Source organism: Natronococcus occultus SP4 (assembly GCF_000328685.1).
Classification (GTDB): Archaea; Halobacteriota; Halobacteria; order Halobacteriales; family Natrialbaceae; genus Natronococcus; species Natronococcus occultus.
The window spans coordinates 1949051-1962950 of record NC_019974.1 but is presented as its reverse complement, the minus strand read 5'-3'; the positions used below and the strand labels follow the sequence as shown (position 1 = coordinate 1962950).

General features: G+C 68.9%; 18 protein-coding genes. 11 read left to right on the top strand and 7 right to left on the bottom strand.

Annotation, left to right across the window (positions count from 1 at the left end):
* Positions 1-2 precede the first annotated feature (2 nt).
* Entirely contained in the window at positions 3-608 is a 606-nt protein-coding gene (locus NATOC_RS09770; protein ID WP_049888911.1) for an undecaprenyl diphosphate synthase family protein, read from the top strand.
* 23 nt (positions 609-631) lie between these two features.
* On the opposite strand, the gene NATOC_RS09765 is transcribed toward NATOC_RS09770, so the two are convergent.
* From NATOC_RS09765 to uppS, 4 genes are all read right to left on the bottom strand, one after another.
* Positions 632-1456: an ABC transporter permease gene (locus tag NATOC_RS09765; RefSeq protein WP_015321271.1), complete on the bottom strand. Its 825-nt coding sequence runs from the start codon at positions 1454-1456 to the stop codon at positions 632-634.
* Positions 1453-2124, bottom strand: a complete 672-nt coding sequence (locus tag NATOC_RS09760; protein WP_015321270.1) for an ABC transporter ATP-binding protein — start codon at positions 2122-2124, stop codon at positions 1453-1455. Before NATOC_RS09760 ends, NATOC_RS09765 begins: the two co-directional genes overlap by 4 nt.
* Before the next feature lie 72 nt (positions 2125-2196).
* Complete coding sequence (locus tag NATOC_RS09755; RefSeq protein WP_015321269.1) at positions 2197-2421, bottom strand: hypothetical protein; 225 nt, start codon at positions 2419-2421, stop codon at positions 2197-2199.
* 45 nt (positions 2422-2466) lie between these two features.
* Positions 2467-3399: a polyprenyl diphosphate synthase gene (gene uppS / locus NATOC_RS09750; protein ID WP_015321268.1), complete on the bottom strand. Its 933-nt coding sequence runs from the start codon at positions 3397-3399 to the stop codon at positions 2467-2469.
* 125 nt (positions 3400-3524) lie between these two features.
* Between uppS and NATOC_RS09745 the strand changes: the two genes are divergently transcribed.
* The 7 genes from NATOC_RS09745 (at position 3525) to NATOC_RS09715 (ending at position 9001) form a co-directional block, all read left to right on the top strand.
* Entirely contained in the window at positions 3525-3929 is a 405-nt protein-coding gene (locus NATOC_RS09745; RefSeq protein WP_015321267.1) for a DUF5778 family protein, read from the top strand.
* 94 nt (positions 3930-4023) lie between these two features.
* Positions 4024-5508, top strand: coding sequence for an aldehyde dehydrogenase family protein (locus NATOC_RS09740; protein ID WP_015321266.1), 1485 nt, complete (start codon positions 4024-4026; stop codon positions 5506-5508).
* Between the two features lie 116 nt (positions 5509-5624).
* Complete coding sequence (locus tag NATOC_RS09735) at positions 5625-6281, top strand: precorrin-2 dehydrogenase/sirohydrochlorin ferrochelatase family protein (protein ID WP_015321265.1); 657 nt, start codon at positions 5625-5627, stop codon at positions 6279-6281.
* On the top strand, positions 6278-7582 hold the full coding sequence (gene hemA, locus NATOC_RS09730; RefSeq protein WP_015321264.1) for a glutamyl-tRNA reductase: 1305 nt from the start codon (positions 6278-6280) through the stop codon (positions 7580-7582). The genes NATOC_RS09735 and hemA overlap by 4 nt, the downstream gene beginning before the upstream one ends.
* Positions 7583-7635: 53 nt before the next feature.
* Entirely contained in the window at positions 7636-7917 is a 282-nt protein-coding gene (locus NATOC_RS09725; protein ID WP_015321263.1) for a 4a-hydroxytetrahydrobiopterin dehydratase, read from the top strand.
* The gene (gene lwrS, locus NATOC_RS09720; RefSeq protein WP_015321262.1) at positions 7917-8306 is read left to right on the top strand and encodes an LWR-salt protein; all 390 of its coding nucleotides are present in this window, start codon (positions 7917-7919) and stop codon (positions 8304-8306) included. The genes NATOC_RS09725 and lwrS overlap by 1 nt, the downstream gene beginning before the upstream one ends.
* Before the next feature lie 56 nt (positions 8307-8362).
* The gene (locus NATOC_RS09715; RefSeq protein WP_015321261.1) at positions 8363-9001 is read left to right on the top strand and encodes an HAD family hydrolase; all 639 of its coding nucleotides are present in this window, start codon (positions 8363-8365) and stop codon (positions 8999-9001) included.
* Position 9002: 1 nt separating this feature from the next.
* On the opposite strand, the gene NATOC_RS09710 is transcribed toward NATOC_RS09715, so the two are convergent.
* Positions 9003-9644, bottom strand: a complete 642-nt coding sequence (locus NATOC_RS09710) for a helix-turn-helix domain-containing protein (RefSeq protein WP_015321260.1) — start codon at positions 9642-9644, stop codon at positions 9003-9005.
* Positions 9645-9707: 63 nt separating this feature from the next.
* The gene (locus tag NATOC_RS09705) at positions 9708-11564 is read right to left on the bottom strand and encodes a molybdopterin biosynthesis protein (RefSeq protein WP_015321259.1); all 1857 of its coding nucleotides are present in this window, start codon (positions 11562-11564) and stop codon (positions 9708-9710) included.
* 86 nt (positions 11565-11650) lie between these two features.
* Here NATOC_RS09705 and NATOC_RS09700 point away from each other — a divergent pair, with 86 nt between their 5' ends.
* From NATOC_RS09700 to NATOC_RS09690, 3 genes are read left to right on the top strand one after another with little or no spacing between them, the layout of a single operon-like run.
* Positions 11651-12787 carry a serine hydrolase domain-containing protein gene (locus NATOC_RS09700; protein WP_015321258.1) on the top strand — a complete coding sequence of 379 codons (1137 nt, stop codon included), beginning with the start codon at positions 11651-11653 and terminating at the stop codon, positions 12785-12787.
* A 27-nt stretch (positions 12788-12814) separates the two neighbouring features.
* On the top strand, positions 12815-13039 hold the full coding sequence (locus NATOC_RS09695) for a hypothetical protein (protein ID WP_015321257.1): 225 nt from the start codon (positions 12815-12817) through the stop codon (positions 13037-13039).
* A gap of 55 nt (positions 13040-13094) precedes the next feature.
* The gene (locus NATOC_RS09690; protein WP_015321256.1) at positions 13095-13532 is read left to right on the top strand and encodes an SHOCT domain-containing protein; all 438 of its coding nucleotides are present in this window, start codon (positions 13095-13097) and stop codon (positions 13530-13532) included.
* 78 nt (positions 13533-13610) lie between these two features.
* Here the strand turns inward: NATOC_RS09690 and NATOC_RS09685 are convergent, their stop codons facing one another.
* The gene (locus NATOC_RS09685; protein ID WP_015321255.1) at positions 13611-13883 is read right to left on the bottom strand and encodes a hypothetical protein; all 273 of its coding nucleotides are present in this window, start codon (positions 13881-13883) and stop codon (positions 13611-13613) included.
* Between the last annotated feature and the right edge of the window lie 17 nt (positions 13884-13900).

The following is a 13900-nucleotide window of genomic DNA, read 5'->3' as shown; positions in this document are numbered from 1 at the left end:
GCGTGGGTCTGTACGAGCGCTACCTCTCCGTCCGTATCGCCCGCCACGACGCCGAGAGTCCCGACCACGTCGCGCTCGTGATCACCGAACGGGACCTGCTCGAGCGCGGTGCCTACGAGACGCTCGCGGATTTTTTCGAGTGGGCCTTCGAGTACGCCCGACGGGTGACCGTCTACGTCAGCGTCCTCGACGCCGACGCGATCCCGGCCCTGCGCCGCGAGCTCGAGACCGTCGACGCCCCCCGGGAGATCGCCGTCCGAACCCCTGACGATCCGAGTCAGGCCGACGCTCCGATCCAGATCGGGATCGGTCTGGGCGGGAAACACGAGTTCACGGCCGCGGTTCGCACCCTGGCCGAGAGCGTCGACGCGGGCGAGCTCGAGCCCGACGAGATCAACGACGAGCGCGTCGAGAACCACCTCGTCTTTCCCTCCGAGCCCGATCTGGTGATCAAGACGGGCGCCGAACGCCTCTCCGATTTCATGATCTGGCAGTCGGTCTACTCCGAACTCTACTTCACCGACGTCAACTGGCGGGACTTCCGCGAGCGGGACTTCCTGCGTGCGGTCCGGGAGTACTGCAATCGCTCGCGACGGTTCGGTCGGTAGTTCGATCGGTACGGCGGACCGTCTCAGTTGTCGATCGCGTCGACGACCTCCTCGTCGAGCTGTTTCGCGTCGGTGAACACCCGTCGGCTGAGCAGGACGGTGTTGGCGACGACGGTGAGCCCGCCCGCAGCGAAGAGCATCAGCATGATCGCGAACTGGTACTGGGCGGCGTAGATCGGGTTCTCGCCGGCGATGATCATCCCCGCCATTAGCCCCGGGATCTTGACAACGCCGAGACTCTTGATCGCGTCGACCGTCGGGATCAACGCTGCGTAGACGCTCGTCGAGACGTACTCGGTGATGGCTTCGTCCGGCGAGGCGCCGACGCTCAACAGCGCCTCGATCTCCGCCCGGTTCGAGGCGATCTCCCCGGTAAACCGGTCGAGGGCGAGCGAGTTCGTCTGCATCGAGTTGGCGATGACCATGCTCCCGATGACCAGCAAGTCCCGCATCGTCATCTCGATGGCGCCCGCGGCGGCCATCGCCACGATCGTCAGCCCGGCTCCGAACCCGATCGACGCCAGCGACGTCTTGAACACGCCCGGTAGCGCGGTCCCGCGCTTGTAGGAGATGTAGGCGCCGACGACGATCATGACCGCGAGGGCGACCGCCGCCCAGGCGAGGTGGGCCGCCAGCAGAAGACTGATCACCGCACCGGCGGCGACCACCTGGATCAGCCCGCGAACGGACATTGTGACGACCTCCCGCTCGAACCCGAGCTGGCGGACGTAGACAACTCCGAGGACGACCGCCGTCAGCGCCGCCGCGATCGCGATCTGGACGAACCCCGTGACGAGGACCGGGTCGGCCGCGTGCTCGAGGACGCGCTCCAGGGCCGGATCGGTCACGCGAGAACCTCCTCGGGCCGTCCCTCGGCGACGACCCGTCCGTCCTCGAACTCGGCGACGCGGTCGGCGAGGCGCTCGGCCTGGGCGGTGTCGTGGGTGACGAGGACGCAGGTCAACCCCTCGGTTCGGATCAGGTCGCCGAGGAGCTCCTCGACCCGCGCTTCCGTCTCCGAATCGAGGTGGGAGGTCGGCTCGTCGAGTAGGAGCACCTCGGGATCGACGTAGAGGGTCCGGGCGACCGCGACGCGCTGTTGCTGGCCGCCGGAGAGGTCCTCGACGTCCCGTTCCGCCGCGTTCGGCAACTGGACTCGGTCGAGCAGCGCCGCGACGCGCTCGTCGTCGACCGGTTCGCCCCGGATCCGATCGCTCGCGGCGACGTTCTCTCGGACGGTCCCCGGCCGGAGCGCCGACTCCTGGGGAACGAGCCCGATCCGACGACGCAGTGTCTGGGGATCGATCTCGCGGTAGTCGACGCCGTCGAGAAACACCGTGCCGTCGGTCGGTTCGTCCAGTCGGTTGAGCAGCCGGAGGAACGAGGACTTCCCCGCCCCCGAGGAGCCGACGACCGCGAGGACCGTCGACCCCCCGACGCGGAGCGAGACGTCCTCGACGATCGTCTCGCCCGATACCGTTCTCGTGAGCGACTCGGTCTCGAGCTTCGCTTCCATCGTCCCGGTGCTCGCTCCGGACGAGCAAAAGTCGCTGCGGTCGGTTCGGGCTGCCAGCCAGCTTCGGGCGGGTTACGGATCGACGTCGGGCTCCGGAAACTCGACGTAGGCAAACAGTGTCACGAGGACGCCGACGGTCACCAACAGGAGGCTCCCGCCGATCGCGAGAAACTCGGCTGGCTGGGTGTGGTCAGCGGCGGCCTGGGGGTGACGGAGCACGCCGGCGGCTCCGAGCACCAGAACGGCGGCGACTCCGGTCGCCGTCGCGGCGAGGCCGGCGGCGAGCTGGCGGTCCATACCGGCTCTCGGGACGCCGTCCGATTGTAGGTTTCGAGACACTGCTCAGTCCGCGGCGGGTCCGCTCGAGTCGGCCCCCTCGAGTTCGTCCTCGTCGGGCTGTTCGGCGGTCGGCAGCGAGTCCCGGAACCGGTCGACGATCGAGCGAGCCTCGGCGAGTTCGCGGTCGCTCATCGCGCCCAGCAGGGCAAGCGCCCGTCGAGCGCGGGTTCGCCGCCAGGACTCCTGGCGGTGTTCGTACGTGCGGATCCCACGGAGGAAGTCGGGCTTCGAGAACTCGGGCCAGTAAGGCGTACAGAAAAAGACCGCGGCCTCGTTGCCGTTGGCGTGCCAGGGCAGGAAGTTCGAGGTGCGCTCGTCGCCTCCGGTCCGGATAATCAGGTCGACGTCACGGACCGGCTCGTCGTACAGCCGGCGCTCGATCGTCTCTACGTCGATCTCCTCGGGGTCGACCGCGCCGGACTCGACGTCCTCAGCGACGCCGCGGGCGGCCTCCAGGAGCTCCGAGCGGCCCCCGTAGGCCAGCGCGATGTTCAACACGAAGCGGTCGTAGTCGCGGGTCCGGTCCTCCGCGTAGTCGACGGCCTCTCGGACCCGCTTGGGCAGTCGCTCGACCGCACCGAGCGCGCGGATCTTGACGCCGTTCTCGTGGACCCGTTCGGCGTCGGCGAACTCACGGAGCTTCTCGCAGAGCAGATCGTACAGCGCCTCGCGCTCCTCGGCCGGCCGCTCGAAGTTCTCCGTCGAGAACGCGTAGAGGGTCAGCTCCTCGACGCCGACCTCCTGGCACCACTCGAGGACGTCCTCGGTCGTCTCGGCGCCCTCGCGGTGGCCGTCGGTCGCGTCCGATCCCTGTCGGCGCGCGTACCGACGGTTTCCATCCTGAATCACGGCGACGTGGGTTGGCACACCGTCGATCTCCCGCGAGAGAAGCTGCTCGTAGGCCGCGTCCACGCGCTCACGGAGCCACCGATTCATCGTTCGACGTGAGGAAGGGCAGAAGTATGTGTCTTGTGTGTTACTCGCCGACGCCGACACGTCCCAACACGGCACGCGACGACCGATCGTGACCGCTATCAGGCCGGAGGTCCTCGTGTCGGCCGATGAGCGACACACTCGACGAGGATCTCTACCAGCGAACGAAGGCGTTACTCGAGCCCGGCGAGGTCGACCTTAACGGTGCCATCGTCCACACCGAGTACGACGGCAGCGAGGACGTCCGGATGATGCAGACGACGATCGACGTCGGCGATATCATCGCCGAGCACTCGGGGTACGATCCGAAAGACTGCTACGTCTACTCGGGCAACGACGACCCCGACTTCTCCTCGAACCAACACCAGGGGCTGACCCTCGAGGACGAGGAATTCGTCTGGGAGTGCCAGCAGCTGCTCCGGGAGGGGAGCTTCGACATCGTCATCTACTACGAGGCCAGCGCCGACCACGAGGCGATCCTCGAAGAGATCGAAGAGCTCGGGTTCGACGTAAGCGGCGTCGAGGGCGAGTAGGCGGGCGGCTTCGGCTCCGAATCGGTTACGGTCGCGGTCACGGGTTCTCCGTCCGTGACCGTTTTCCTCCGTACGCCCGTAGGAACAACGCTTGATGACTCTACCAATCACCGACGACTGGAGCGAGCTGTACGTCGACGGGGAGTGGACGCCGTCCGAAAGCGGCGAGGAGCTGACCGTCGAGGACCCCTCGACGCGGGAGTCGATCGCGTCGGTTCCCGCGGCCGTCGAGGACGACGTCGACGCGGCCTACGAGGCCGCCGCGGCCGCCCAGTCAGCGTGGGGAGACCGCCCGCCCGCAGAGCGCGAGGAGCTGTTGCAGGACGTCGTCGATGGGCTTGAGGAGCGCCACGACGAGATCGTCGAGCTGCTCACAAGCGAGGCCGGCGGCTCGCAGATCATGGGCGAGACGTCGCTCCAGCTGGCGACCGATCAGGCCGCCGAGGCGGCGACGCTGCCCCGCCGGATGAAAGGCCAGCACGCCGCCTCCAACGTTCCGGGGAAGGAAAACGTCGTCGAGCGTGTCCCCGAGGGAGTGGTCACGGTGATCTCGCCGTGGAACTTCCCGCTAAACCTCTCGATGCGAGCGGTCGCGCCGGCGATCGCCGCCGGGAACGCGGTCGTGCTCAAGCCCGCCTCCAATACGCCGATCACGGGCGGACTGTTGCTCGCAAAGCTGTTCGAGGACGCCGGGGTTCCCGACGGCGTCCTCAACGTCGTCACCGGGAAGGGGTCGGAGATCGGCGATCGGATCGCCGGCCACCCCGAGAGCGACGTCGTCGCCTTCACCGGATCGACGCCGATCGGCCGCCAGGTCGCCGCCACCGCCGGCGAGAACCTCGCTGAGGCCGCGATGGAGCTGGGCGGGAACAACGCTCACATCGTCACCGAAGACGCCGACCTCGAGGACGCCGTCGACGCCGGCGTCTTCGGCACGTTCGTCCACCAGGGACAGGTCTGTATCTCGATCAACCGCCACCTGGTCCACGAGGACGTCTACGACGAGTACGTCGAGCGGCTGACCGAGCGCGCCGAGTCGCTGCCAGCCGGCAGCGCCCACGACGACGACACCGTCGTCGGGCCGATCATCGACGAGAGCCAGCGCGAGGAGATGCTCGGCTACGTCGAGGAGACCGTCGAGGCGGGCGCGACTCTCGAGACCGGCGGCGAGACGGTCGAGATCGACGGGGTCGACGACTCGCTGATCGTCGCGCCGACGGTCCTCTCGGGGGTGACGAACGAGATGGCCGCGGCCTGTAACGAACACTTCGGTCCGATCGCACCCGTGATCCCGTTCTCGGATATCGACGAGGCCGTCGAGCTCCACAACGCCGTCGAGTACGGCCTCTCGGGATCGGTCCACGCGGGCGACGTCGGCGCGGGACGGCGGATCGCGGACCGCCTCGAGACCGGGATGGTCCACATCAACGATCAGCCGATCAACGACGAGGCCCACGTCCCCTTCGGCGGCACCGGCGCCTCCGGGATCGGCAGCTACAACGCCGAGGCGTTCCTTGAGGAGATCACCGAACGGAAGTGGCTCTCCCTGCAACACGACTCCCGGGAGTACCCGTTCTAGCTCCGCCGAGTCGCTTATGAGGGCCGCGTCCCGACGGTCACGTACGCGGTAGCCGTCTCCCGGTTATCGGAGACAGGAGTCGCCGTCGACGCGGCGACAGATCGTTTGAGTCCACAATGATTCCGCTACTCCACGACTTCACGGGGACGACGGTGCTCGTCTTCGGGGGTGGCCCGGTCGGAGCCCGGAAGGCTCGCCGGTTCGCCCGCGAGGCGAGGGTGCTGGTCGTCAGTCCCGACTTCACAGACGAGCGGTTCGGCGACGCAGAGCGAGTGCGGGCCGCACCCGATCCAGCGGCCGTCCCCGGCTGGCTCGCCCGTGCCGAGCCCGCGCTGGTCGTCGCCGCGACCGACGACGAGGCGCTCAACGGAGCGATCGAGCGGGCGGCCCGGGAGCGAGGCACGCTCGTCAACCGCGCCGACCGGGCCGGGGGACGCGAGCCCGGAAGCGTCGTCGTCCCCGCGACCGTCCGAGAGGACCCCGTCGTCGTCTCGGTCTCGACGGGCGGGACCGCTCCCGCGCTGAGCAAACACCTCCGTCAGGAGTTCGAGGACCGGCTGGCGGGCGCCGGCGAGATGGCGCGGCTCTGCGGGACGCTCCGTTCGGAGCTCAAATCGCGGGACGTCGCACCCGCCCGTCGGCGTGAGCTCGTCGGAGACGTCGTCAAATCATCGGCCGTTTGGACAGATTTACGTACGGGTGCGTCCAAGCCATCCCAAGTGATCGAGGACGTGCTGAGTGAGGAGCAGTCGACGAACGGTGATCGACCGTGAGCGGCGTTATCACGGCCGCACGCGTCACACACGACAGCGGCAGCGTCGACGATCTCGCGGCCGCGAGCCCCGACAGCCAGCGGGCCGCCGTCGCGACTCTCCGCGAGCTTCCGGAGATCGAGGAGGCGTACGTCCTCTCGACGTGTAACCGGGTCGAGGCCTACGTCGTCTCGACCGACGCCACGATCGGACGAGCGACGCTCGAGGAGTTTTTCGCGACGGCCAACGACGACGCGCTGGTCGTCACCGGCCACGACGAGAGCCTGCGACACCTGCTGCGGGTCGCGACGGGACTCGAATCGGTCGTGCTCGGCGAGGACCAGATCATCGGTCAGGTCCGCACCGCCTACGAGGACGCCCGCAGCGCCGGCGGGATCGGGCCGATGCTCGACGCGGCCGTCACGAAGGCGATCCACGTCGGCGAGCGCGCCCGAACCGAGACCGCGATCAACGAGGGCGTCGTCTCGCTCGGATCGGCTGCGACCCGGCTCGTCGCCGACGACGTCGTCCTCGAGGGGGCGACGGGACTGGTCGTCGGCGCCGGTGAGATGGGACGGCTGGCAGCCCGAAGCCTCGCCGACGCCGGGGTCTCGGAGCTGGTCGTCGCGAACCGCACCGTCGACCGCGCCGACCACCTCGCGGACGAGCTCGACGTCGAGGCCCGCGGCGAACCCCTCGAGGCGCTCGCCACGATCGCCGACGACGCAGACGTCGTGATCGCGGCGACCGGCAGCGACGAGCCGGTTGTCGAACCCCACCACCTCGACGGGGGCGACCAGGTCGTCGTCGACCTCGGCCAGCCTCGCGACGTCGCGCCCGCGGTCGGTGCCCTCGAGTCGGTGACGGTGTACGACCTCGACGACCTCGAGTCGATTACCGCCGAGACCCGCGAGCAGCGCGCCGACGCCGCAAGCGAGGTCGAGCTGATGATCGACCGGGAGTTCGAGCTCCTCTGTGACCAGTACAAACGCGCCCGGGCCGACGAGGTCATCGCGGCGATGTACGAGTCGGCCGATCGCATCAAGGAACGCGAACTCGAGCGGGCGCTGACGGAACTCGAGAAGGAGGGAACCTCACAGCGGGACGTGCTCGAGGCGATGGCCGACTCGATGGTCAGCCAGCTGCTCGCTCCGCCGACCAAGAGCCTGCGGGAGGCCGCCGCGGAGGACGACTGGAGCACGATCAACACCGCGTTGCAGCTGTTCGACCCCGAGTTCGGCGACGCTCGGCGCGCGCCGTCGTTCGGCGTCTCCGACGACGAGCGAGCCGACGTCCCGATCGGTGCCACCGACGACGATTGACGGCACGAGAAAGACGGCACAACCGTTATTTTCGTCGCTTCCGTCCATCCGCTATGGCAGACCTGCTTTCGGACGACGAGATCGACGCACAGCTGCCCGACGGCTGGGAGCGCGAGGACGACGAGATCGTCCGCACCTACGAGTTCGACGACTACCTGCAGGGCGTAAGCTTCGCCCAGGACGTCGGCGAGGTCGCCGAGGAGCAGTTCCACCACCCCGAGATCCGCATCCGCTACGAGGAGGTCGAGGTACGGCTGACCTCCCACGAGGAGGGTGGGATCACTGACGCGGACATCGAGATGGCCGAGCTGTGCGACGAGGCGTACGGGGGCTGATGGAGGCCGCGTACGTCTTTCGGGTTCGGCTCCGACTCGAGCCGGCCACCGACGGCGTTCGGGTCGACGGCGACGGCGAGACGACGGTGACGGTCTCTCGGGAGGCTCCGGAGCCCGGCACCGAGGGGTGGCTGTTCTTCCGAAACACGCTCTGGCGCGGCGAGGTCGGCGACGCGGAGCACGCCCGTCGGCTCGCCGCCGACTGGCTCGGCGAACCTCTCGGCGCGATCGAGGACGTCTCCTTCCGGGAGCTGCGGACCGACGAGGCGTACCTCGACGCGCTGAAGACCGCGATCGCGGCCGACCTCGAGGCGTTCAACGCCGACGACGTCTCCGAGGTGCTCTCGAAGTATCTGGGGTCGAGCGTCCACGTCACCGACCAGGTGTAGCGCGGTCCGCTGGAGCGACACGCATTTACTCACGAATCGCGTAGGGAGTCGTCCGAATGGTCTCCGAATACGACTACTGGCTGCTCGACCTCGACGGCACGCTCATCGACGTCGAGTGGTCCTACACCCGGGAGGTGTTCGACCGGGTCGGCGACCGCCTCGGCCGCGAGTTCACCGACCAGGAGGCAGACATCATCTGGAGCGGGCTCACCGGCTCCCGCGACCGCCAGCTCGAGGCCTGGGGGATTGACCCCCACGAGTTCTGGGAGGCGTTCCACGCCGAGGAGGATCCGATGGTCCGTGCCGAACAGACCTACCTGCACGACGACGCTGCGTTCGTCGCCGAGCTCGACGTCCCCGTCGGGCTCGTGACCCACTGCCAGGAGTTCCTCTGCGAGCCCGTGCTGGACAACGTCGGGATCCGCGACTGGTTCGACGCCCGCCTCTGTTGTACCGAAGAAACCGGCTGGAAGCCCGACCCCGCCCCCGTCGAGTCCGTCCTGCGTGAGCTCGGCGTCGCGCACAACGGTCACGAGGGCGTCCTCGCCGGCGACGGCGCGAACGACGTCGGCGCGGCCTGGAACGCCGGCCTCGACGCGATCCACGTCGAACGGGTCGGCCACGAGCGTCGCGGCCAGTGTGTCCTTGGCGACTACCGCGTCGAATCGTTCGACGAACTTCCCGGACGACCCTGACTCACGCTCGCTCGCGAGCCGGCTGGATCTCCTCGTCGACGAGCGTCTCGTAGGCCCGGCGCAGCCGCTCGGACAGCGCCTGGTGGGAGATCCCCAGCTCGGCGGCCAGCTCCTCCATCGAGATCTCCCGGGGGATCTCGAAGTAGCCACGCTCGAGGGCAGCCTCGAGCGCCTCCCGTTGTTCGGTCGTCAGGCTCGTCCTGGAGTGCGAGCCCGCTTCGACGTCGGTCACTCGCCGGAGGTCGACGCTGACGCCTCGCTCGACGAGCCGATCGTGGGCCACACAGAGCGTCTCGCGGTCCCGGAATCGGACGCGAGTCTGCCACCAGCCGTCCGTCGCCCAGGCCTCGAGCAGCGATCCGCCGTCGGCGAGCAACTGGTCGCACACCGTCCGCTCCTCGCGGAACGTGACGTCGTACAGCAGCCGGTCGTCGGCCTCGACCAGAAGTGTCACGGTCTCGACGGTCGGGTCCGCCTCGAGGACGTCGTCGAGCGCCCGACGATCGACGTCGGTGATCCAGAGGCAGGGCTGGGACCGCGAGACGGCCGCCTCGAGCTCGACGCGCAGCGTCGGGAGCCGATCGAACGAATCGGCCAGGACCGTGTCCGCGGCCGGAATCCGAAACTCGGCGATGGTCGACATCACGCTTCGTACACCACCCGACCTAAAAATCGCTGTTCAGCGTCGACTGACCGTCTCGTCCGGCTACCTGTCGGTCGCGATCGATTCGAGGGCGTCCTCGAGCTCCGCGACGCCGGGTTTCGAGCGGCGGTCGGAATTTACGAGGACCCGAACCCGCTGGCTGCCAAGCGATACGAACCCAAGATCGAGCCGGTCGGCGGTCTCGCGGAGCCCGAGGCCGGCGCCGGCCTCGTCTGCGAGGACTTTTCTGGCGGGACTCTCGTGGGCGCGCAGCCCCAGATCGAAGCCCGTGATCGCGTCGACGATATCGTGGCGCTCGACGTCGCGCCTCTCGGCGAGGTCGGCGACCGCGGCGCCCAGACTCGAGCGCAGGCCGGAGTCGGTCGTCCGGTTGACGAACTGGACGTCCTCGTCGACCAGATCGGCAACTCCCTCGATCCGATCGGGGTTGCCGGGTTTGACGAGCAGCCCCCACTCGCGCTCCCAGCTCCCCAGCTCCTCGGCGTCGACGTCCCTGTCGGTCGGCCCCGCGAGGACGGCGACGTCCGGCAGCCCCTCCCGGAGCCGCCGCAGACCGGGTCGGGAGCCTTCCGAGAGATATCGCGGGTTGTCGAGGCCGTCGAGCAGCCGGGAAAGCGTCGGATCGTCCTCGCCGACGCCCAGCAGCGTTGGGGGCCGGACGTCCGGCGAGAACAGCGAGACGGTGACTGACTCGCCCGTCTCGAGGTAGTCGGTCTCGGGGGCGACCTCGACGACGCCGTCGGCCTCTGCGAGGCTGGTCGTCGCGCCACTGCCCTTATCGACGGGGTAGACCAGCGTCTCGCCGTCGCCGTCGGTGACCAGTCCCACCGGCATGAGCCGCAGCCGTCCCTCGTCGTACCGTTCCTGTCCGGCCATCCGGCCCTCGACCGTCGCGGTCTCGGTCTCGGGGAGTCCCGCGGCCTCGCGGATCGCGGGCGCGACGAAGGTCCTGAAGACCATCATCGCCGAGACGGGATACCCCGGCAGCCCGACGTACGCCGACTCTTCGAGTCGACCGACAAGCATCGGCTTCCCGGGCTTGACGCCGACGCCGTGGAGCAACAACTCGCCCTGCTCTTCGATCACCCGGTAGATGACGTCGACCGCGCTCGCGCTGGTCGACCCCGAGGAGAGCACGAGGTCACACTCCGCGGCGGCCTCCCGGAGGATCCGCTCCATCTCGTCCTGGTCGTCGCCCGCGTGAGGGTAGAGGATGGCCTCGCCGCCCGCGTCCTCGACGCCCGCGGCGATCGTATAGCTGTTGACGTCGTAGATCTCGCCGCGCTCGCTCGCGACGTCCTCGCCGGGGCGGACGAGCTCGTCGCCCGTCGAGACGATCCCGACCGTCGGCTTCGCCCTGACGGGGACCTCGTCGATTCCGAGCGCCGAGAGCAGGCCGATGTCGCGGGGCGTGATCCGCGTGCCCGGGCCCAGCGCCCGCTCGCCCGCGGCGACGTCGGCGCCCGCGAACATGACGTTGTCACCGGGGGCGACCGAGGTGCGGATCTGAACGCGCTCTCCCGCAGGGGTGGTTCGTTCTACTGGAACCATCGCGTCCGCGCCCGCAGGCATCACCGCCCCTGTCGAGATCTCGACGGCCTCGCCCTCGCCGACGGCGACGTCGGGCTCCTCGCCGGCATGGACCTCGCCGACGATCTCGAGGTCGGCGGGGTCGGCCTCGTCGGCGCCGAACGTGTCCCGCGCGCGAAGCGCGTAGCCGTCGAGGCTCGCCCGGTCGAACCCGGGGACGTCGAGCTCGGCGTCCAGTCGCGCGACGAGGACGCGGCCCCGGGCCTCGGACAGCGGGACGCGGTTGATACCGCCTTCCAGCGAGAGCGAGCGGATCGCCTCGCGTGCCTCCTCGGGGGAGGCGAGATCGCGAAACTCCTTGCGTTCCATACCCGCAGTTAGCGGGCCGGGGCTAAAAACGTCGGTCGATCGCGTACGGGGGAACGGTTACAAGCGCGCCCCCGGTTGGCACGGGTATGTCGCGACTCGATCCCACCGACCGCGAACGCATCGCCGCGCTGTTCGACCGCCACCTCGAGGTCGGTCTCCACCACGGCGCTCAGCTCGCCGTCTTCGTCGACGGCGACTGCGTCCTCGATCTCGCGGGCGGGACGACCGGTCCCGACGGCGAGCGGACGACTCCCGAGACGCGTCACGTCCTGTTTTCGTGTACGAAGCCGTACGCTGCAGCCACGCTCCACGCGCTCGTCGAGGACGGCGTCCTCGCCTACGACGATCGGGTCGTCGACTACTGGCCGGAGTTCGCCGACGAGGGATCCGAGAAGGCCGAGATCACCGTTCGGCAGGTGCTCAGCCACACCGCCGGCCTCCAGCGGAGCGCGCTCGACGACCGCCCCGACCTGTGGCCCGACTGGGAGCGGGTCGTCGAGGGACTCGAGGACGCCGAACTCGTCTCGCCGCCGGGCGAACGGGTCGCCTACCACGCGCTGACGTTCGGCTGGCTGGTCGGTGAGCTCGTCCGCCGGACCGCGGGACGGCGCGTCGAGACGGTTGCGGCCGAGCGCGTGTTCGACCCGCTCGGGATGGACGAGACGGGGATCGGCCTCCGCGACTACGAGCCCGACGACGTCGCCACCCTCGTCGGGTTCGACACGTTCGATCGCTGTCGGGATCCCGACGAGGGACTGGGCGACAACGCCGCGGTCGCCGCCCCGTTCAACACCGAGGCGATCCACCGGGCGGTCGTCCCCGCCGGTAACGGGATCGGCACTGCCCGGGATATGGCCCGCTTCTACGCCTGTCTGGCGAACGACGGGGAACTCGAGGGAACCCGGATCCTCTCGGCCGAAACGGTCGACGCGATGACCGAGCTCGCGGCCGAGACCGAGGACGACGGAACCCTCTCGCGTCCTCGCCGGTACGGGCTGGGGGTCTACAAGGGCGGCACCGCCGCGAACACGTTCGGCTCGCTGGCGCCCGAGCGGGCGTTCGGCCACGCGGGCCTGGGCAGCAGCGTCGGCTGGGCCGACCCCGAGACGGGGGTCGCCTTCTCGTACGTGACAAACGGTGTCCGTGACGGCTCCTACGAGCACATGGCCCGGGTGAACGCCCTCGCGGACGCGGTGCGGCTCGCGCTCCGGGAGGGAACCTGACTTATTCCCCGGGATTGAACGGTCGGTATGATCGGATCGAGACGCGCCCTGGCCGTCCTCGCGGCGCTTTCCTGGACCGCGACGGCGCTTTCCCAGCTCGTCGCCTGGACGACGGTCTCGGAGAGCGAACGGATCGAGTGGACCGAACGACGGAACCTGTTCCTGCTGTGCTCGAGCCTCTCGACGAACGCGCTCGCGCTGGCGACCGTCTCCCGGTACGTCGGGCGGTGGCGGCGCGGTCGCGGCGAGTAGGAGGACGTCCCGTCGCGACGGAGCGACTTTGTGGTTCGCCACCGAAAACGCGGGTATGGTGACCGATCTCCGGGATTTCGTGGCCGAAGACCTCTGGCTCCTGCTCGCGATCGTCACGTTCGCCGTCGTCAGCATTGTCTCCCTGATCGGTCTCGAGACCGTCGGCGTCCTGATCGCGATCGTCGGCTGGTTCCTGCTGGTGCCGTTGTTCCTGTTCTGGGGCGAGGAGATCGCCGACCTCGTCCTCGAGGAACGTACGCCGGAGCCCGCGAGTGAGACGGTCCCGTCGTCGACATCCGAATCGGACGGCGCCCTCGAGGAGCTCAAACGCCGCTACGCCGCGGGCGAGATCGACGACGACGAGTTCGAGCGCCGCCTCGAGCGGCTGGTCGGCGTCGATGACGCCTTCGCGGACGTTTTCTCGGACGGGTCCTCGTCCGATCGATCGAACGCCGAGACCAAACTCGAGCGCGAGGCGGAGCGCAACCGGTAGCTGTCGCCTCTCGGAGTGGTGCTCCCGAGGACGCGGGCGCCGACGCCAACGCGGCTCGCCGCCCGCTCTACCACGCCGTCAGGACCGATCCGCGAACTCGACGAAAAACGTCTCGTCGCCGCGGTAGCCGATGTCGACGATCTCGATCGCGTCGACGGCCACGCCGTACTCGGCCAGCTCGTAGCGCAGGTCCTCGAAGTAGTCGTAGTCACAACACATCCGACAGAACGGTCCCTCGAACCGTACTTCGAACGAGTCGGCCGTCGAGTCGACAGCCGTCGCCGTGGCCATCGGGCTCCGGTACTCGTTATAGGTCGTGATCGCGTCCTCGAGGGTTTCGGCTGAGACCATGAGTGGGGTTCGAGTTC

Bases quoted from the DNA above. Each gene is read 5' to 3' on its own strand.
- NATOC_RS09685 (WP_015321255.1), bottom strand. From the start codon at position 13,883: ATGGTCTCAGCCGAAACCCTCGAGGACGCGATCACGACCTATAACGAG.
- NATOC_RS09725 (WP_015321263.1), top strand. From the start codon at position 7,636: ATGGCAGACCTGCTTTCGGACGACGAGATCGACGCACAGCTGCCCGAC.
- NATOC_RS09700 (WP_015321258.1), top strand. From the start codon at position 11,651: ATGTCGCGACTCGATCCCACCGACCGCGAACGCATCGCCGCGCTGTTC.
- NATOC_RS09690 (WP_015321256.1), top strand. From the start codon at position 13,095: ATGGTGACCGATCTCCGGGATTTCGTGGCCGAAGACCTCTGGCTCCTG.
- NATOC_RS09735 (WP_015321265.1), top strand. From the start codon at position 5,625: ATGATTCCGCTACTCCACGACTTCACGGGGACGACGGTGCTCGTCTTC.
- NATOC_RS09695 (WP_015321257.1), top strand. From the start codon at position 12,815: ATGATCGGATCGAGACGCGCCCTGGCCGTCCTCGCGGCGCTTTCCTGG.
- NATOC_RS09715 (WP_015321261.1), top strand. From the start codon at position 8,363: ATGGTCTCCGAATACGACTACTGGCTGCTCGACCTCGACGGCACGCTC.
- NATOC_RS09705 (WP_015321259.1), bottom strand. From the start codon at position 11,564: ATGGAACGCAAGGAGTTTCGCGATCTCGCCTCCCCCGAGGAGGCACGC.
- NATOC_RS09710 (WP_015321260.1), bottom strand. From the start codon at position 9,644: ATGTCGACCATCGCCGAGTTTCGGATTCCGGCCGCGGACACGGTCCTG.
- lwrS (WP_015321262.1), top strand. From the start codon at position 7,917: ATGGAGGCCGCGTACGTCTTTCGGGTTCGGCTCCGACTCGAGCCGGCC.
- NATOC_RS09740 (WP_015321266.1), top strand. From the start codon at position 4,024: ATGACTCTACCAATCACCGACGACTGGAGCGAGCTGTACGTCGACGGG.
- NATOC_RS09760 (WP_015321270.1), bottom strand. From the start codon at position 2,124: ATGGAAGCGAAGCTCGAGACCGAGTCGCTCACGAGAACGGTATCGGGC.
- NATOC_RS09745 (WP_015321267.1), top strand. From the start codon at position 3,525: ATGAGCGACACACTCGACGAGGATCTCTACCAGCGAACGAAGGCGTTA.
- uppS (WP_015321268.1), bottom strand. From the start codon at position 3,399: ATGAATCGGTGGCTCCGTGAGCGCGTGGACGCGGCCTACGAGCAGCTT.
- NATOC_RS09755 (WP_015321269.1), bottom strand. From the start codon at position 2,421: ATGGACCGCCAGCTCGCCGCCGGCCTCGCCGCGACGGCGACCGGAGTC.